Annotated in this window: 15 protein-coding genes; 9 read left to right on the top strand and 6 right to left on the bottom strand. The window is 74.2% G+C overall.

Annotation, left to right across the window (positions count from 1 at the left end):
* The first annotated feature begins 7 nt into the window (after positions 1–7).
* Together DT019_RS34725 and DT019_RS40525 are read left to right on the top strand one after the other, a co-directional pair.
* On the top strand, positions 8–478 hold the full coding sequence (locus DT019_RS34725) for a Dps family protein (RefSeq protein WP_114040973.1): 471 nt from the start codon (positions 8–10) through the stop codon (positions 476–478).
* A 167-nt stretch (positions 479–645) separates the two neighbouring features.
* Positions 646–876, top strand: coding sequence for a hypothetical protein (locus tag DT019_RS40525; RefSeq protein ID WP_114040991.1), 231 nt, complete (start codon positions 646–648; stop codon positions 874–876).
* Here DT019_RS40525 and DT019_RS34715 read toward each other — a convergent pair.
* The 3 genes from DT019_RS34715 to DT019_RS34705 form a co-directional block, all read right to left on the bottom strand.
* A complete protein-coding gene (locus DT019_RS34715) occupies positions 824–1,588 on the bottom strand; it encodes an SDR family NAD(P)-dependent oxidoreductase (protein WP_114040972.1) in 765 nt (254 codons plus the stop codon). The two genes, DT019_RS40525 and DT019_RS34715, sit on opposite strands and share 53 nt — an antisense overlap.
* Before the next feature lie 64 nt (positions 1,589–1,652).
* Positions 1,653–2,420, bottom strand: coding sequence for a DNA-formamidopyrimidine glycosylase family protein (locus tag DT019_RS34710; RefSeq protein ID WP_114040971.1), 768 nt, complete (start codon positions 2,418–2,420; stop codon positions 1,653–1,655).
* Between the two features lie 94 nt (positions 2,421–2,514).
* Entirely contained in the window at positions 2,515–7,140 is a 4,626-nt protein-coding gene (locus tag DT019_RS34705) for an ATP-dependent helicase (protein WP_114040970.1), read from the bottom strand.
* Between the two features lie 29 nt (positions 7,141–7,169).
* Between DT019_RS34705 and DT019_RS34700 the strand changes: the two genes are divergently transcribed.
* From DT019_RS34700 to DT019_RS34690, 3 genes are all read left to right on the top strand, one after another.
* Positions 7,170–8,024 (top strand): AraC family transcriptional regulator, encoded by an 855-nt coding sequence (locus DT019_RS34700; RefSeq protein WP_114040969.1) that lies wholly within the window; start codon positions 7,170–7,172, stop codon positions 8,022–8,024.
* Between the two features lie 87 nt (positions 8,025–8,111).
* Positions 8,112–8,930, top strand: a complete 819-nt coding sequence (locus tag DT019_RS34695) for an AzlC family ABC transporter permease (RefSeq protein WP_317617841.1) — start codon at positions 8,112–8,114, stop codon at positions 8,928–8,930.
* The gene (locus DT019_RS34690) at positions 8,927–9,235 is read left to right on the top strand and encodes an AzlD domain-containing protein (RefSeq protein WP_114040967.1); all 309 of its coding nucleotides are present in this window, start codon (positions 8,927–8,929) and stop codon (positions 9,233–9,235) included. The genes DT019_RS34695 and DT019_RS34690 overlap by 4 nt, the downstream gene beginning before the upstream one ends.
* A 48-nt stretch (positions 9,236–9,283) precedes the next feature.
* Here DT019_RS34690 and DT019_RS34685 read toward each other — a convergent pair whose 3' ends face one another.
* The gene (locus tag DT019_RS34685) at positions 9,284–10,216 is read right to left on the bottom strand and encodes a hypothetical protein (protein ID WP_114040966.1); all 933 of its coding nucleotides are present in this window, start codon (positions 10,214–10,216) and stop codon (positions 9,284–9,286) included.
* 80 nt (positions 10,217–10,296) lie between these two features.
* On the opposite strand from DT019_RS34685, the gene DT019_RS34680 reads away from it, so the two are divergent.
* The gene (locus DT019_RS34680) at positions 10,297–10,491 is read left to right on the top strand and encodes a DUF3046 domain-containing protein (protein ID WP_114040965.1); all 195 of its coding nucleotides are present in this window, start codon (positions 10,297–10,299) and stop codon (positions 10,489–10,491) included.
* 174 nt (positions 10,492–10,665) lie between these two features.
* Complete coding sequence (locus tag DT019_RS34675) at positions 10,666–11,880, top strand: AI-2E family transporter (RefSeq protein WP_388983519.1); 1,215 nt, start codon at positions 10,666–10,668, stop codon at positions 11,878–11,880.
* A gap of 19 nt (positions 11,881–11,899) precedes the next feature.
* Here DT019_RS34675 and DT019_RS34670 read toward each other — a convergent pair whose 3' ends face one another.
* Positions 11,900–12,580: a CGNR zinc finger domain-containing protein gene (locus DT019_RS34670; protein ID WP_114040964.1), complete on the bottom strand. Its 681-nt coding sequence runs from the start codon at positions 12,578–12,580 to the stop codon at positions 11,900–11,902.
* Between the two features lie 68 nt (positions 12,581–12,648).
* Between DT019_RS34670 and DT019_RS34665 the strand changes: the two genes are divergently transcribed.
* Both DT019_RS34665 and DT019_RS34660 read left to right on the top strand, forming a co-directional pair.
* Positions 12,649–13,404, top strand: a complete 756-nt coding sequence (locus DT019_RS34665) for an AzlC family ABC transporter permease (RefSeq protein ID WP_223279907.1) — start codon at positions 12,649–12,651, stop codon at positions 13,402–13,404.
* Positions 13,401–13,709, top strand: a complete 309-nt coding sequence (locus tag DT019_RS34660; RefSeq protein WP_114040963.1) for an AzlD domain-containing protein — start codon at positions 13,401–13,403, stop codon at positions 13,707–13,709. Before DT019_RS34665 ends, DT019_RS34660 begins: the two co-directional genes overlap by 4 nt.
* A gap of 54 nt (positions 13,710–13,763) precedes the next feature.
* Here DT019_RS34660 and DT019_RS34655 read toward each other — a convergent pair whose 3' ends face one another.
* Positions 13,764–14,138, bottom strand: coding sequence for a VOC family protein (locus DT019_RS34655; RefSeq protein ID WP_114040962.1), 375 nt, complete (start codon positions 14,136–14,138; stop codon positions 13,764–13,766).
* Positions 14,139–14,258 lie beyond the last annotated feature (120 nt).

Here is a 14,258-nt window from a genome sequence, read left to right as displayed (position 1 = left end):
GAAACGCATGTCCTACATCAAGAGCCCGCTGTCCGACGCCGACCTCAAGGTGGTCGGCGACGCTCTGCAGGGCGCGCTGGTGGATCTCGTGGACCTCTCGCTGGTGGCCAAGCAGGTGCACTGGAACGTGGTGGGGCCGCGCTTCCGGTCCGTCCACCTCCAGCTCGACGAGGTCGTCGACACCGCGCGACTGCATTCGGACACGGTGGCCGAGCGGGCCTCCGCCGTCGGGGTCAGCCCGGACGGACGGTCCGCGACGGTCGCGAAGTCGAGTGCGATCGACACCGTGCCGGACGGCTGGATCAAGGACACCGAGGCCGTGAAGGTCCTCGTGGACGCGCTCGGTGTGGTCATCGGCCGGATGCGCGGGCGCATCGAGGCGACCGCCGACCCGGACCCGGTCACCCAGGACATCCTCATCGGTCTCACGGCCGACCTCGAGAAGCACGCCTGGATGTTCCAGGCGGAGACGGTCTGAACCGTTGGACGTGTCCGTGCGCCGCCGCGCGGGGGTGCGCCCGCCGAGAGCGAGGTCGTACGGGGTGAGGCGCGGGGGACGCGGAGCGCCCCGGGCCTGCACCCGGTGCGCCCTCCCCGCGGCTTGTCCGGCGGTCTAGCGTCGGCCCGAGGAGGCGGCCCATGACGGTGGCGGTGCGTTGGGTGCCCGCGCTGATGGTTGCGGCGCTGTGGTGGTGGGCCGTGCTGCGCATGGTGCTGGTGCCCGGGCAGACGGGCTTCGTCGAGGGCACGATGGTCGCGGGCGGCTGGGGGCTGAGTCTGCTGCCGGTGCACGTGGCCTCCGCGTCCGGTCGGCGTCCGCGGTCTACCAGGGCATCGAGGCGCCGCCGTTCGGACGCAGGATCTGGCCCGTCGTGAACGCCGAGGCGTCCGCGGCCAGATACAGCACGGCGTGGGCGATGTCCTCGGGTTCGCCGAGCCGGCCGAGCGGCGAGAGCCGCAGCATCGTCGACTCCATCTGCTCCTGCTGCTCCGCGGCGTGCTGGGTGGTCATCGGGGTCCGCACCCAGCCGGGGGCCACGGCGTTGACGCGGATCCCGTGCGGACCCAGCTCGGAGGCGAGCGTCTTGGTGAGCTGGACGACCGCGGCCTTGGAGGCGCTGTAGCAGAACAGGCCCGGCCGCGCGGAGTCCACGGCGCCCGAGGCCATGGTGACGATGGAGCCGCGGACACCGTGGTCGATCATCGCGCGGGCCGCCTCCTGGCAGACGTGGAGCACGCCCTTGAAGTTGACGGCGAGCACCCGGTCGAGATCGGCGTCCTCGGTGTCCAGGACCGAGCTGGTGTGCATGATCCCCGCGATCGCGGCCAGCACGTCGACCGGCCCGGCGGCCGCCAGCGCCGCCCTGACCTGGGCGCGGTCCGCGACGTCGAGCGGGTGGACCCGGGCCGTGCCGCCCGCCTTGGTGACCAGCGCCCTGGTCTCGTCCAGGCCCGCCTCGTCGAGGTCCGCGCAGTGCACGGTGGCACCGGCCTCCGCGAGGAGCAGGGCGCTGGCGCGGCCTATCCCGCCGGCCGCGCCGGTGATGAAGGCGGTGCGGTAGGTGAGGTCGTACGCCGTGAGGGGCATGCCGGGACGGTACGACCAGATCTGACGGGGCGTCAATAAGTGTGCGGGGTGCTGTGCGCCTGCTTCACAGGGCGGGCGCGGGCTGGCACTTGGGGCACCAGTAGGTGGGGCGCTCGCGGCCCGCGGGATCGCGCTGGGCCGCGGTGCGGATGGGTGTCCGGCAGCGGGGGCACGGGCGGCCGGCCCGGCCGTAGATGTACGCCTGGCGGACCGGGCGGTCCTTGTTCGCCTCCAGGAGCTGCTTCGCTGTGGCCACGAGGCGCTCGGGACAAGGGAGTTCGCCGATCGGCAGCCAGGGCACCACCCGCAGGGCGAAGCAGATCTCCGACTTGAAGACATTGCCGACCCCGGCGAGGTTGCGCTGGTCGAGCAGGGCGTCGCCGATGGTGCGGTCGGGGTCCTGGAGGAGGTTGCGCAGGGCGGTGTCGGCGTCCCAGTCCGGGCCGAGGAGGTCCGGACCCAGATGCCCGACCGCCTTGGACTCGTCCTGGGTGCGCAGCAGTTCGAGCACGGGCAGCCGGTAGCCGACGGCCGTGTGCTCCGCGTTGCCGAGGATCGCCCGGATCTGGTGGGCGGGGCCGCCGCCCCAGCGCTCGCCGGGCCGGTAGATCCGCCAGGACCCGTCCATGCGCAGATGGGAGTGGAGGGTGAGGCCACCCTCGATCCGGGTCAGCAGATGCTTGCCGCGCGGGGTCACGTCGAGGACGGCCCGTCCGGTGAGATCCGCCGTGGCGAACCGCGGCACCCGCAGATCGGACCGGGTCAGCACCAGCCCGGCCAGCGCCGTGTGCAGCCGCCGCGCGGCCTGGTAGACGGTGTCGCCTTCGGGCATGGGTCCATTGTGCCGGGGCTGGTCGGGGAACGCCGCCGGGCGCGGGCCGGTCGGCGAGCGGGGCCGGCCGCGGGGCGAGCTCGCCCCGCGCGGGTCAGGGCCTCAGGCGCAGCCCTCTCGGGGTCGGGACGAAGCCCGCCGTCTCCAGGGAGCGGGCGAGGGGCGACGTCAGGGCGGGGTCGCCGTTGGCCCGCTCCACGGTGATCGTGCCGAGCCGGCCCGCCCGCGCCGCGCCCGCGAGGGCCCCGGAGGCGGCGGTCAGGGCCGGGTCGTCCGGCTCGGTCGCCCAGCAGAGCAGGGATTTGCCGCCGCGCTCCAGATACAGCACCAGCTCGCCGTCGACCAGGACAACCAGGGAGCCCGCCTTGCGGCCCGGCTTGTGCCCGGCGCCGTTGGGCGGCTCGGGCCAGGGCAGCGCGGCCCCGTAGGCGTTGGCCGGGTCGGCGGCCGCGAGGACGACCGCCTGCGGGGCGGTGTGCGCGTCGGAGGAGCGGTCCCGGGCGGTGGCGGCCGCCCGCAGCCGGTCCACCGCGCCGTCCATCGCGAACTGGGCCGCGCCGAGCCCCTCCACCACATAGCCGCGCCGGGCCTGCCCGCTGTCCTCGAACGCGGCCAGGATCCGGTACGTGGCCGAGAAGCCGCCCTCGACTCCCTCGGCCTGCACCGCGCCCCGGGTGACCACGCCGTGCCGGTCCAGGAGGGTGCGGGCCAGGGCGTGGGCGCGGTGGGTGGGGTCGGGCTCGCGCGCCGGCAGCAGGGACCAGCGGCCCGAGACCGTCGGCGGGCCGGTGCGCGAGGCCGGACGGGCCGCGGCGGTCAGGGCGCCGTAACGGCCGCGCGGGACGGGCCGCTTGGCCCGGTGGGCGGTGGAACCCGCGGTGCGCCCGGAGCCGAGCAGCGCGCGCAGGGGCGCCAGGGTGTCGTTGGTGAGCCGCCCGGACCACGCCAAGTCCCATACGGCCTCGGCCAGTTGGGGGTCGGTCGCCTCGGGGTGGGTGGTGGCGCGGACCTGATCGGCGAGCTGGCGGAAGAACAGGCCGTAGCCCGGCGCCAGCGCGGTGAGCACCGACTCGTGGAGCGCGGTCGGTTCGAGCGGATGCGGGGGCGGCAGGAGGAGCGGGGCCGCGTCGGCGAGGTAGAGGGAGATCCAGCCGTCCTTGCCGGGCAGTGCGCCCGCCCCCGCCCAGACGACCTCGCCGGTCGTGGTGAGCTCGTCGAGGAGCGCGGGGCCGTAGTCAAGGACCCGGGACGGCAGGATCAGCTTCTCCAGGGCCGAGGCGGGGACGGCGGCGCCCTGCAACTGCTCCACGGCGCGGGCCAGCCCGTCGATGCCGCGCAGGCCGCTGCCGCCGAGGTGCTGCCACTGGGGCAGGAAGGTGGCGAGGGCCGCGGGCGGCACCGGCTCCAGCTCCTGGCGCAGCGCGGCCAGGGAGCGGCGGCGCAGCCTGCGCAGGATCGTCGCGTCACACCACTCCTGGCCGATGCCCGCCGGATGGAACTCGCCCTGGACCACCCGGCCCGAGGCCGCGAGGCGTTGCAGTGCCCCCTCGGTGACCGCGGTGCCCAGGTTGAACCGGGCCGCGGCGGTGGCCGAGGTGAACGGGCCGTGCGTACGCGCGTACCGGGACAGCAGATCGCCGAGCGGGTCCTTGACCGGTTCGGTGAACGCCTCGGGGACGCCGACCGGCAGCGCCGTACCGAGCGCGTCCCGCAGCCGCCCCGCGTCCTCGATCGCCGCCCAGTGGTCGGTGCCGGCGATGCGGACCCGGATGGCGCGGCGCGCCGCGCCCAGCTCCGGGGCCCAGCCGGGCTCGGCGCCCCGGGCCGCCAACTCGGCGTCGGTGAGCGGCCCGAGGACCCGCAGCAGGTCGGCGACGCCCTCGACGTCCTTGATGCGGCGGTCCTCGGTGAGCCACTGGAGCTCCTGCTCCAGCTCGGTCAGGACCTCGGCGTCGAGCAGCTCCCGCAGCTCGGCCTGGCCCAGGAGCTCGGCGAGCAGGCGGGAGTCGAGGGAGAGCGCTGCGGCCCGCCGTTCGGCGAGCGGGGAGTCGCCCTCGTACAGGAACTGGGCGACATAGCCGAACAGAAGGGAGCGGGCGAACGGGGACGGCTCGGGCGTGGTGACCTCGACCAGACGCACCCTGCGGGCTTCGAGGTCCCCCATCAGCTCGGTCAGGCCGGGCACGTCGAAGACGTCCTGGAGGCACTCGCGGACCGCCTCCAGGACGATGGGGAACGAGCCGAACTCGCTTGCCACCTGGAGTAGTTGGGCCGCCCGCTGGCGCTGCTGCCACAGCGGGGTGCGCTTGCCCGGGTTGCGCCGGGGCAGCAGCAGGGCGCGGGCGGCGCACTCGCGGAAGCGGGAGGCGAACAGCGCGGAACTGCCCACCTGGTCGGTGACGATCTGCTCGATCTCGCCCTTGTCGAACACCGCGTCCGCGGCCCCCACGGGGGCCTGGTCGCTGTCGTACGTCGAGTCGAGGTGCGCGGGGTCCTGGTCGAGGAGGTCCAACCCCATCAGGTCGGCGTCGGGCAGCCGCAGCACGATGCCGTCGTCGGCATGCATGACCTGGGCGTCCATCCCGTACCGCTCGGCCAGGCGGGCGCCGAGCGCGAGCGCCCACGGGGCGTGCACCTGGGCGCCGAAGGGGGAGTGGATGACGACACGCCAGTCGCCGAGCTCGTCCCGGAAGCGCTCGACCAGGATCGTGCGGTCGTCCGGGATGTGGCCGCAGGCGCGGCGCTGCTCGTCGAGATAGCCGATCACATTGTCCGCGGCCCAGGCGTCGAGGCCCGCGCTCAGCAGGCGCAGCCGGGCGTCGTCGGGCGTGAGCGAGCCGACCTCGCGCAGGAACGCGCCGAGCGCGCGGCCCAGTTCGAGCGGGCGGCCCAGCTGGTCGCCCTTCCAGAAGGGCAGTCGGCCGGGCACGCCGGGCGCGGGCGAGACGAGGACCCGGTCGCGGGTGATGTCCTCGATCCGCCAGGAGGTGGTGCCGAGGGTGAAGACGTCGCCCACCCGCGACTCGTACACCATCTCCTCGTCGAGCTCGCCGACCCGGCCGCCGCCCTTCTTCGGGTCGGCTCCGGCGAGGAAGACGCCGAACAGGCCGCGGTCGGGGATGGTGCCGCCCGAGGTGACGGCGAGCCGCTGGGCGCCGGGGCGCCCGGTGACCGTGCCCGCCACCCGGTCCCACACCACCCGCGGCCGCAGCTCCGCGAAGGCGTCGGAGGGGTAGCGGCCCGCCAGCATGTCCAGGACCGCGGTGAACGCCGACTCGGGAAGCGCGGCGAACGGCGTGGCCCGGCGCACCAGCGCCATCAGGTCGTCCACCTGCCAGGTGTCCAGCGCGGTCATCGCGACCAGCTGCTGGGCCAGCACGTCCAGCGGGTTGGAGGGGATGCGCAGGGACTCGATCGCCCCCGCGCGCATCCGCTCGGTGACCACCGCCGACTGGACCAGGTCGCCGCGGTACTTGGGGAAGACCACCCCGGTGGAGACGGCGCCCACCTGGTGGCCCGCCCGGCCCACCCGCTGCAGCCCGGAGGCCACCGAGGGGGGCGACTCGACCTGGACCACCAGGTCCACCGCGCCCATGTCGATGCCCAGCTCAAGACTGGAGGTGGCCACCACCGCCGGGAGCCGCCCGGCCTTCAGGTCCTCCTCCACGAGCGCCCGCTGCTCCTTGGAGACCGAACCGTGGTGCGCCTTGGCGAGCAGTGGCGGGGCCCCGGTGGCGGCGCCCGAACCGCCCATCAGGTCCGCGGGGGAGTGCGCCTCGGGAAGCGGCGCGCCGGTGGCCCGCTCGTACGCGATCTCGTTGAGCCGGTTGCACAGACGCTCTGCGAGGCGGCGCGAGTTGGCGAACACGATGGTCGAGCGGTGTGCCTGGACCAGGTCGACGATGCGCTCCTCGACATGGGGCCAGATCGACGGCTTCTCGGCCCCCTCCTGGGCGTCGGCCGCGGGTGAGCCCGCCAGCTCGGCCAGGTCCTCCACCGGCACGACCACCGAAAGGTCGAACTCCTTGGCGGAAGGCGGCTGGACGATCTCGACCTTGCGCTGCGGGGAGAGGTAGCGCGCCACCTCGTCCACCGGACGCACCGTCGCCGACAGGCCGATGCGACGGGCGGGCTTCGGGAGCAGTTCGTCCAAGCGCTCCAGGGAGAGCGCCAGATGGGCCCCCCGCTTGGTGCCGGCCACCGCGTGCACCTCGTCCAGGATCACCGTCTCGATGCCTTCGAGCGCCTCGCGCGCGGCGGACGTGAGCATCAGGAACAGCGACTCGGGCGTGGTGATCAGGATGTCCGGCGGCCGGGTGGTCAGGGCCCGGCGCTCGGCGGCCGGGGTGTCGCCGGACCGGATGCCGACGCGGACCTCCGGCTCGGGCAGCCCGAGCCGGACCGACTCCTGGCGGATCCCGGTCAGCGGGGAGCGCAGATTGCGCTCCACGTCGACCGCGAGGGCCTTGAGGGGAGACACGTACAGCACCCGGCAGCGCTTCTTCGCCTCTGCGGGCGGAGGCGTGGCGGCCAGCCGGTCGAGCGCGGCGAGGAAGGCGGCCAGGGTCTTGCCGGACCCGGTCGGCGCCACGACCAGGACGTCCGACCCTTCCGCGATCGCCCGCCACGCGCCTTCCTGCGCTGCGGTGGGCGCGGTGAAGGCCCCCGTGAACCAGCCGCGCGTCGCGGGCGAGAAGGTGTCCAGCGCTGTCCGTGCCATGGTCCCCATCGTGCACCCACCCACTGACAATGGCCCGGACCTGCGAGGATGGAGGCGTGGACGGGGTCGAGGAATGGGCGCGGCACTGGCAGTACCCGGAGCTGCCCGGCCTGGACCTGCTCCGGGCCAGATACGTGAGCCACACCTTCCCGCGGCACGCCCACGAAGGCTTCGTCCTCGGCGCGGTCCGCACCGGGGTCGAGGACGTGGTCCTGCCCGGCGAGACGCTCCGGGCGCGCCCCGGCACCGTCGTCATGATCAATCCGGAGGTCCCGCACGCTGCGCACGCCGGAGTCCCCGAGGGCTGGGCGTACGCCACGCTCTATCCCTCGGCGCGACTCGTCGCCGACATCGCGACGGAGACCACCACCCTGCGCGGCACCGCCGGATTCGCCGAGAGCCTCGTCGAGGACCCGGACACCGCCCGGCTCATCCGGGACGTGCACCGAGCGGCCGAGCAGGGCAACGCGCTGGCCGCCGACAGCGTGCTCCGCATCGCCGTCGCCCGGCTGCTGCGCCGCCATGGGCACCCTCTGCCCGAGCGCACGGCCCGTTCGGCGGGCGCGCGTGCGGCGGTGGCCGCGAGGGCCCTCCTGGCGGAGCGGCTGGCCGGGCCGCCGTCCCTGGAACAGCTGGCGAAGGAGCTGGGCACGAGCCCGTTCGCGCTGCTGCGCGCCTTCAAGGCCGAGTACGGGCTGCCGCCGCACGCCTGGCTGACGGGCGAGCGGGTACGCCGGGCCCGCCGCCTCCTGGACGCGGGAACCGCCCCGGTCGAGGCCGCCGTCGCCGTGGGCTTCACCGACCAGCCGCACCTCAACCGGCACTTCACCCGGATCGTCGGCGTCACGCCCGGCGCCTACCGCCGCGAGCGGGCCAGCACCTGAGGGCGCAGGGGAGCGGAGGCCGCATCCGAACGGCGCCGTGCAAGAACGTACAAGAACGGGACGCCGCCTTCTTCTAACGTGCGGGGTGTGGCAGCAGAACAGACAGCACCCCCAGACATACGTCCCGAAGCCGGGGCGAAACCCGACGCGGCCGTCGTGCGCGACGCCCTGGGCGTCGGCATCGCCGTCGGACTCTCCGGGTTCGCCTTCGGAGTGACCTCGGCCGGATCGGGACTCGGCCTCCTGCAGACCTGCGCGCTCAGCCTGCTCGTGTTCACCGGCGCCTCGCAGTTCGCCCTCGTCGGCGCGCTCGCGGCGGGTGGGAACCCGTTCACCGCGGCGGCGGGCGCCTTCTTCCTCGGCACCCGCAACGCCTTCTACGGACTGCGCCTGTCCCAACTGCTCGCACTGCCGCGGGCATTGCGGCCGCTGGCGGCGCAGTGGGTGATCGACGAGACCACCGCGGTGACCCTCGCCCAGCCGACCCGGCGGGCCGCGCGCATCGGCTTCGCCGTCACCGGTCTCAGCCTGTACGTGCTGTGGAACCTGACCACGCTCGCCGGAGCCCTGGGCGCGCAGGCTCTGGGCGACACCGACGCGTGGGGGCTGGACGCCGCGAGCCCGGCGGTCTTCCTCGCGCTCCTCGCGCCCATGCTCAAGACCTCGACCGAACGCGTCACGGCCGCCCTCGCCGTCGTCTTCGTCCTGGCGCTGGTGCCGGTGCTGCCCGCCGGAGCGCCCGTCCTGCTCGCCGCGCTCGCCGCGCCCATCGTGCTCTTCCTGAAGGGGCGGAGCCCGATGGGGCGGACCAATGCGGCCGGGCCCGAGACATTCCCGTCCCAGGACGACAGGGCCCCGGAACGGACCGACGAGACCGGGAACTCCGCGAAGGGAGAAGCGCGTTGAACGTCTGGATCGCCATCGCGGCCACCGCCCTCGGCTGCTACCTCGTCAAGCTTCTGGGCCTGCTGGTCCCCGCCGGAGCCCTGGAGCGACCGCTCGTCAAGCGGCTGGCCGCGCTGCTGCCGGTGGCCCTGCTCGCCGCCCTCACCGCGCAGCAGACCTTCAGCAGCGGCCACCAGGTGCTGCTCGACGCCCGGGCGGCCGGGCTCGCGGCGGCGGCCGTCGCTCTGGTGCTGCGCGCCCCGTTCCTGGTGATCGTGGGGGCCGCAGTCCTCGTGACGGCGGGCGTACGCGCCCTCGGCGGCTGAGCGGGGCGGCTGGGACCGCCCCGCCCCTCGGCCCTGCCGTCCGCCAGGTCACCCGATGGCGCGGCCGTGGGCGCGCAGCGTGCGCAGCGCCTCGATCGTCACCATGGGGCGGCACTCCAGGGCTGTGCCGGGCGCCCAGGCGCGCCAGCGGATCGGCCAGCCGCCGTCCTCACGCTGCTCCGCCTCCAGGTGGTCGAGCGAGCGCCTCATCTCCTCGTCGGTGAACCAGCGCCGGGCCAGCGACTCGGGCACGGGCGCGTAGTCGTGCGGGAAGTGGTGCTCGCCCGGGGCGTACCCCTCGGCGACCGGATAGTCGGCGACCCGCGCCGGGTCGAGGACCGCGAGCCCCTGCTCCCTGACCAGCCGGCCGAGCCGGTCGGCGGCCGCCTCGGCGCGGGAGCGGTCGGGGGCGCCGTCCAGGAAGGCGACGGCCGCCTCGACCTCGTACGGATGTGTACGCCCCAGCGAGTCGACCGCGGCCCAGCAGAAGTCGGTGGCCCGGAACAGCCACGCGTGCCACACCTCGTTGCGGTGCAGCAGCCCGACCACCGGGCCGGTGGTCAGCAGGGCGCTGGGCGGGTCGTCGAGCACCGGGACGAACGGTGCCGCCGGATAGCCGCGCTGCGAGGGGTGCAGCGCGGGCAGCGCGCCGTCCTTGGTGGAGACGTCCGTCAGATAGCGGCACAGCCGCTCCACGCGCTGCCCGCCGACCCGGCCCACCGAGTCCAGGACCCGCAGCGCGTGCGCGGTGTGCAGGGGCTGGCTGACGGGGCCACGCAGATCGGGTTCGAGCGCGTGGCCGTAGCCGCCGTCGTCACCCTGATAGGCGGAGAGCGCCGCCTCGACGGCGTCGGCGTCCTTGCCGAGGAAGTGATAGGCGAACCGGCGCTGTTCGAGCACCCTGGCTGTCAGCCAGATGAAGTGTTCGGCGCGCGCCAGGGGTGAGTCGGGGGAGTGGGGGGATGCTCCGGAACCAGCCATGGGGGAGACGGTAGGGCCCCTGGAGCCGTGGGCAAGCCCTGCGGCCGGGGCTGCACTCTCAGGGGCGGGATACTTGAGTCATGCGGTTGACGATTTTCTGGGAGCGGATGGCCGAGCACTTCGGCGCCGGCTACGCGGACTCCTTCGCTCGGGACCATGTGATGACGGAACTGGGCGGGCGCACCGTGCACGAGGCGCTCGACGCGGGCTGGGAGGCGAAGGACGTCTGGCGGGCGGTCTGCGCCGCCATGGACGTGCCCGCCGACAGGCGGTGAGGGCAGCCTGCGGGGGGGGGTGGCCGAATCGGGACGGGTGCGTGCCGCCGCGGGAGCGCGGGACGGCCGCCTTCGGGTGAAGGACCCCGTTCCGGGTGACGGGGGCGGCACCCCGCCGGGCGGCCGGATCGGGTACGGCGGCCCGTTGTCGGACCCATGGGCGAGACTTGCTCCGTGGCACCGACTGATGAGATCGACACTGACGACCGCGGAGCCGGTCCGGCGGACGGCCTGCGCGGCGACCCGCCGGGCTCCGGCGAACCTCCGGCGAGCCCCCTGAGGGCGGGCGGCCCCGCCCGCATGCCCCGCTGGCTGCCCCGGGCCGCGGTGCTCGTCCTTGCCCTGTACGCCTGTTTCCAGCTGGGCAGTTGGGCCTTCCACCAGCTCATCGGCCTGCTGATCAACATCCTGATCGCGTTCTTCGTCGCCCTCGCCATGGAGCCCGCGGTCGGTCGGATGGCGGCCCGTGGGATGCGCCGGGGCCTGGCCACGTTCCTGGTCTTCCTCGCCCTGACGATCGCCACGGTCGGCTTCGTGGTGCTGCTCGGCTCGATGCTGGCGGGGCAGATCGTCGACATGGTCGAGCAGTTCCCCAAGTACCTCGACTCGGTGATCAACTGGGTCAACCACACCTTCCACACGGATCTCTCGAGGGTCGAGGTGCGCGACAGCGTGCTCCACTCCGACTGGCTCCAGAAGTACGTCCAGAACAGCGCGACCGGCGTGCTCGACGTCTCCGCGACCGTCCTCGGCGGCCTGTTCCGCTTGCTGACGATCTTCCTGTTCTCGTTCTACTTCGCCGCCGACGGGCCGCGGCTGCGCCGGGCGATCTGCTCCGTGCTGCCCCCGGTCCGGCAGGCAGAGGTGCTGCGGGCCTGGGAGATCGCGGTCGACAAGACCGGCGGCTACCTCTACTCGCGCGGCCTCATGGCGCTCATCTCCGGCATCGCGCACTACGTGCTGCTGGAAATCCTGGGCGTTCCGTACGCCCCGGCGCTGGCGGTCTGGGTGGGCCTGGTCTCCCAGTTCATCCCCACCATCGGCACCTACCTGGCGGGGGCGCTGCCCATGCTGATCGCCTTCACGGTGGACCCCTGGTACGCGGTGTGGGTGCTCGGGTTCGTCGTGGTCTACCAGCAGTTCGAGAACTACATGCTGCAACCCAAGCTCACGGCGAAGACCGTGGACATCCATCCGGCGGTCGCCTTCGGCTCGGTGATCGCGGGAACGGCCCTCATGGGCGCGGTCGGCGCGCTCATCGCGATCCCGGCGGTCGCCACCCTGCAGGCGTTCCTCGGCGCCTATGTGAAGCGGTACGACGTGACCGACGACCCCCGGGTCCACGGCAGGCACCAGCCGCGCGGCTCGGCCCCCGCCGACTCCGCCTGAACCGATTCCCCGAGCCGTCTCAGGAGGCGGCCTGCCGGGTCCGCGCGTAGTGGCGGCGGGCGCGGTCGCGGTTGCCGCAGTCGCCCGAACTGCACCAGCGCCGGGTGCCGCCGCGCGTCCGGTCGAGGAAGAACCAGCCACAGCCGGGGCCCGCGCAACGCCGCACCCGCGACAACTCGGGGCCGCCCAGCAGCTCCTCCGCCCGCAGCGCGAGCGCGTGCCGCAGATCCGCTGTCCGCTCGCCGCGCGGCTCCCAGCGCAGGGGCAGCGAGGGCGGCAGATCGGCCGCCTCGCGGGCGCGCAGCAGCGCCTTGCGCAAGGCCTCCCAGGCGGCTCCGGGAGGCTCCTGCCCCTGCGTGAGAGCGTCCAGAAGCGCACCCAGGCAGTCGCGCAGCGCCCGCAGCGCGGCCAGTTCGCGCTCGGTCGCGCCTCCAACAGCCGCGTCGGCCGCAGCGCGCAGCTTCGCCGCCTCGTCGGCCCCGAACAGTCCGGCCCTCGCGGCCCAGTCGAGCCAGCCCGAGAAGCCCTCCGTGACCCGCTCGGCCCGGCGGGTCCCGTCCAAGCGCCAAGCCTCGGTGTTGACGAAGTCGAGGACGGGATGGCCGCCGACGAACGAGGGCCCGACCGTGTCCTGGTCCCGGCCCTGGCCCCTCCGGTCGGCCGCGGCCCGGTCCTGAGGGCTGGTCTGCGTGTCGCTCACGGTTCCATCCTAAAGGGCCGACCGAAAAACTAACGAGCAAAGACGCTTTAGCTTGTTAGGGTCGAGGTATGGACACGGAACTGCCGGAGCGGGGCGGCGGCATGCCGCGCGAGCGTTTCCATGCCGGACTGAGGGCGGGAGCCGGGCTGGCGACGGCGTCGTTCCTGCTGGCCATCAGCTTCGGTGCGATCAGCCAGGCGCAGGGCTGGGGGCCGGTCGCCCCCATCGTCTGCTCGCTGATCGTCTTCTCCGGCTCGGCGCAGTTCGCGCTGGCCGCGACGCTCGGGGCGGGCGGCGGAGTGATCGCGGCCGTGACCGCCGCGGCGCTGGTCAACGTCAGATTCGTCCCCATGGGCATAGCCGTCGCCCGGGATCTGCGCGGCGGCCGGCTGCGCCGCGCCCTGGAGGGGCAGGCCGTGGTCGACGGGTCGTGGGCCGCCGCGCACCTGGGCGGCGGACGGTTCGACCGCCCCTTCCTCTTCGGCGCGACCGCCGCACAGTGGCCCGCCTGGGTGGCGGGCACCGCCCTGGGCGTCGCGGTGGCGCCCGACCCCGCCCTCCTGCACACCCTCGGCCTCGACGTGCTCACGCCAGGGCTGTTCGTGGTCCTGCTCCTCGACGAGGTGCGCAGAAACCGCGCGGGCCGGCTGCCCGCGGTCCTGGGCGCGGTGATCGCGGGGGCGCTGCTCTACGTGCTGCCGAGCGGCCCGGCCCTGATCGGGGCCGCGGCGGCCGCCTTCCTCGTGCAGGCCCGCCGCCCGGTCGCGGCGCCGACCGGTTCGGGCCCGGTGGAGCGGACCGGCACGAAGGAGGCCTCGCGATGATGCTCTGGACGGCCATCGGCGCCGTGGCGGTGCTCAGTTTCGTCCTGAAGGGCGTCGGCCCGGCGCTGCTCGGCGGCCGTGAACTCCCGGTCCGTACGCGCTCGGTGCTCGCCCTCCTCGCCCCTTCCCTGCTCGCCGGGTTCGTCGTCGTGGAGGTGGCGGGGGCGCGGTGGGCCGCCGTCGACGGCACGGCGCTGGCCGGTCTCGCCGCCGCCGTCGCCCTGCGGCTCGCCCGCGCGCCCCTGCCGGTCGCCCTGCTGGGCGCGGTGGCCGTCGCCGCCCTGCTGAGGTTCACCCTGGGGTGAGTCGGGGAGGGGGCGGGCTGCTTGCCGCGAGTGGGTTGCCCGGTACGAGCGGGCTCAGTGGAAGCAGAGGCAGAAGGGGTGGCCCGCCGGGTCCGCCAAGACCCGCCAGTTGGCCTCCGGGCGGAGCTGGTCCGTCCGCTCCAGCAGCGTCGCGCCGAGGGCGAGCGCCCGCTTCTCCTCCCCGTCGAGGTCGTCTACGTCGAAGTCCAGGTGAAGCTGTTGCGGGTGCCGCTGGCCGGGCCACTCGGGCGGCCGGTAGCCGTCCACCCGCTGACAGGCCAGTGGTATCCCCTCGAACCCGTGCACCTCCACCCAGTCCTCGTCGTCCTGGTCCACCACCACCCGGCCACCCAGCAGCTGCGCGTAGAACTCAGCGAGCCGTACCGGGTCGGCGCAGTCCAGCGCGACCATCTGCAGTTTTCGGATCATGTCGAACTCCTCGCTCTCCGGCCGTCTCCGCGACCTCCCCGTACGCGAGGGGAAGTACCCGTCGCAGGGTCGGCCATGTGCGCGCCGCGGCGTGTGTAGTGGGGGCCCGATCGAGCCGGA

The sequence above is a fragment of the Streptomyces sp. SDr-06 genome (genome assembly GCF_003324565.1).
Lineage (GTDB): Bacteria > Actinomycetota > Actinomycetes > Streptomycetales > Streptomycetaceae > Streptomyces.
The sequence above is the reverse complement of the archived record's forward strand: the minus strand, read 5'-3'. Positions and strand labels throughout refer to the sequence as shown.

What these genes read in the sequence shown, in the direction of transcription:
- DT019_RS34680 (WP_114040965.1), top strand. Translation starts at nt 10,297, where the DNA reads ATGCGGTTGACGATTTTCTGGGAGCGGATGGCCGAGCACTTCGGCGCC.
- DT019_RS34710 (WP_114040971.1), bottom strand. Translation starts at nt 2,420, where the DNA reads ATGCCCGAAGGCGACACCGTCTACCAGGCCGCGCGGCGGCTGCACACG.
- DT019_RS34665 (WP_223279907.1), top strand. Translation starts at nt 12,649, where the DNA reads ATGGACACGGAACTGCCGGAGCGGGGCGGCGGCATGCCGCGCGAGCGT.
- DT019_RS34685 (WP_114040966.1), bottom strand. Translation starts at nt 10,216, where the DNA reads ATGGCTGGTTCCGGAGCATCCCCCCACTCCCCCGACTCACCCCTGGCG.
- DT019_RS34660 (WP_114040963.1), top strand. Translation starts at nt 13,401, where the DNA reads ATGATGCTCTGGACGGCCATCGGCGCCGTGGCGGTGCTCAGTTTCGTC.
- DT019_RS34715 (WP_114040972.1), bottom strand. Translation starts at nt 1,588, where the DNA reads ATGCCCCTCACGGCGTACGACCTCACCTACCGCACCGCCTTCATCACC.
- DT019_RS34705 (WP_114040970.1), bottom strand. Translation starts at nt 7,140, where the DNA reads ATGGCACGGACAGCGCTGGACACCTTCTCGCCCGCGACGCGCGGCTGG.
- DT019_RS34655 (WP_114040962.1), bottom strand. Translation starts at nt 14,138, where the DNA reads ATGATCCGAAAACTGCAGATGGTCGCGCTGGACTGCGCCGACCCGGTA.
- DT019_RS34700 (WP_114040969.1), top strand. Translation starts at nt 7,170, where the DNA reads ATGGCCCGGACCTGCGAGGATGGAGGCGTGGACGGGGTCGAGGAATGG.
- DT019_RS34725 (WP_114040973.1), top strand. Translation starts at nt 8, where the DNA reads ATGTCCTACATCAAGAGCCCGCTGTCCGACGCCGACCTCAAGGTGGTC.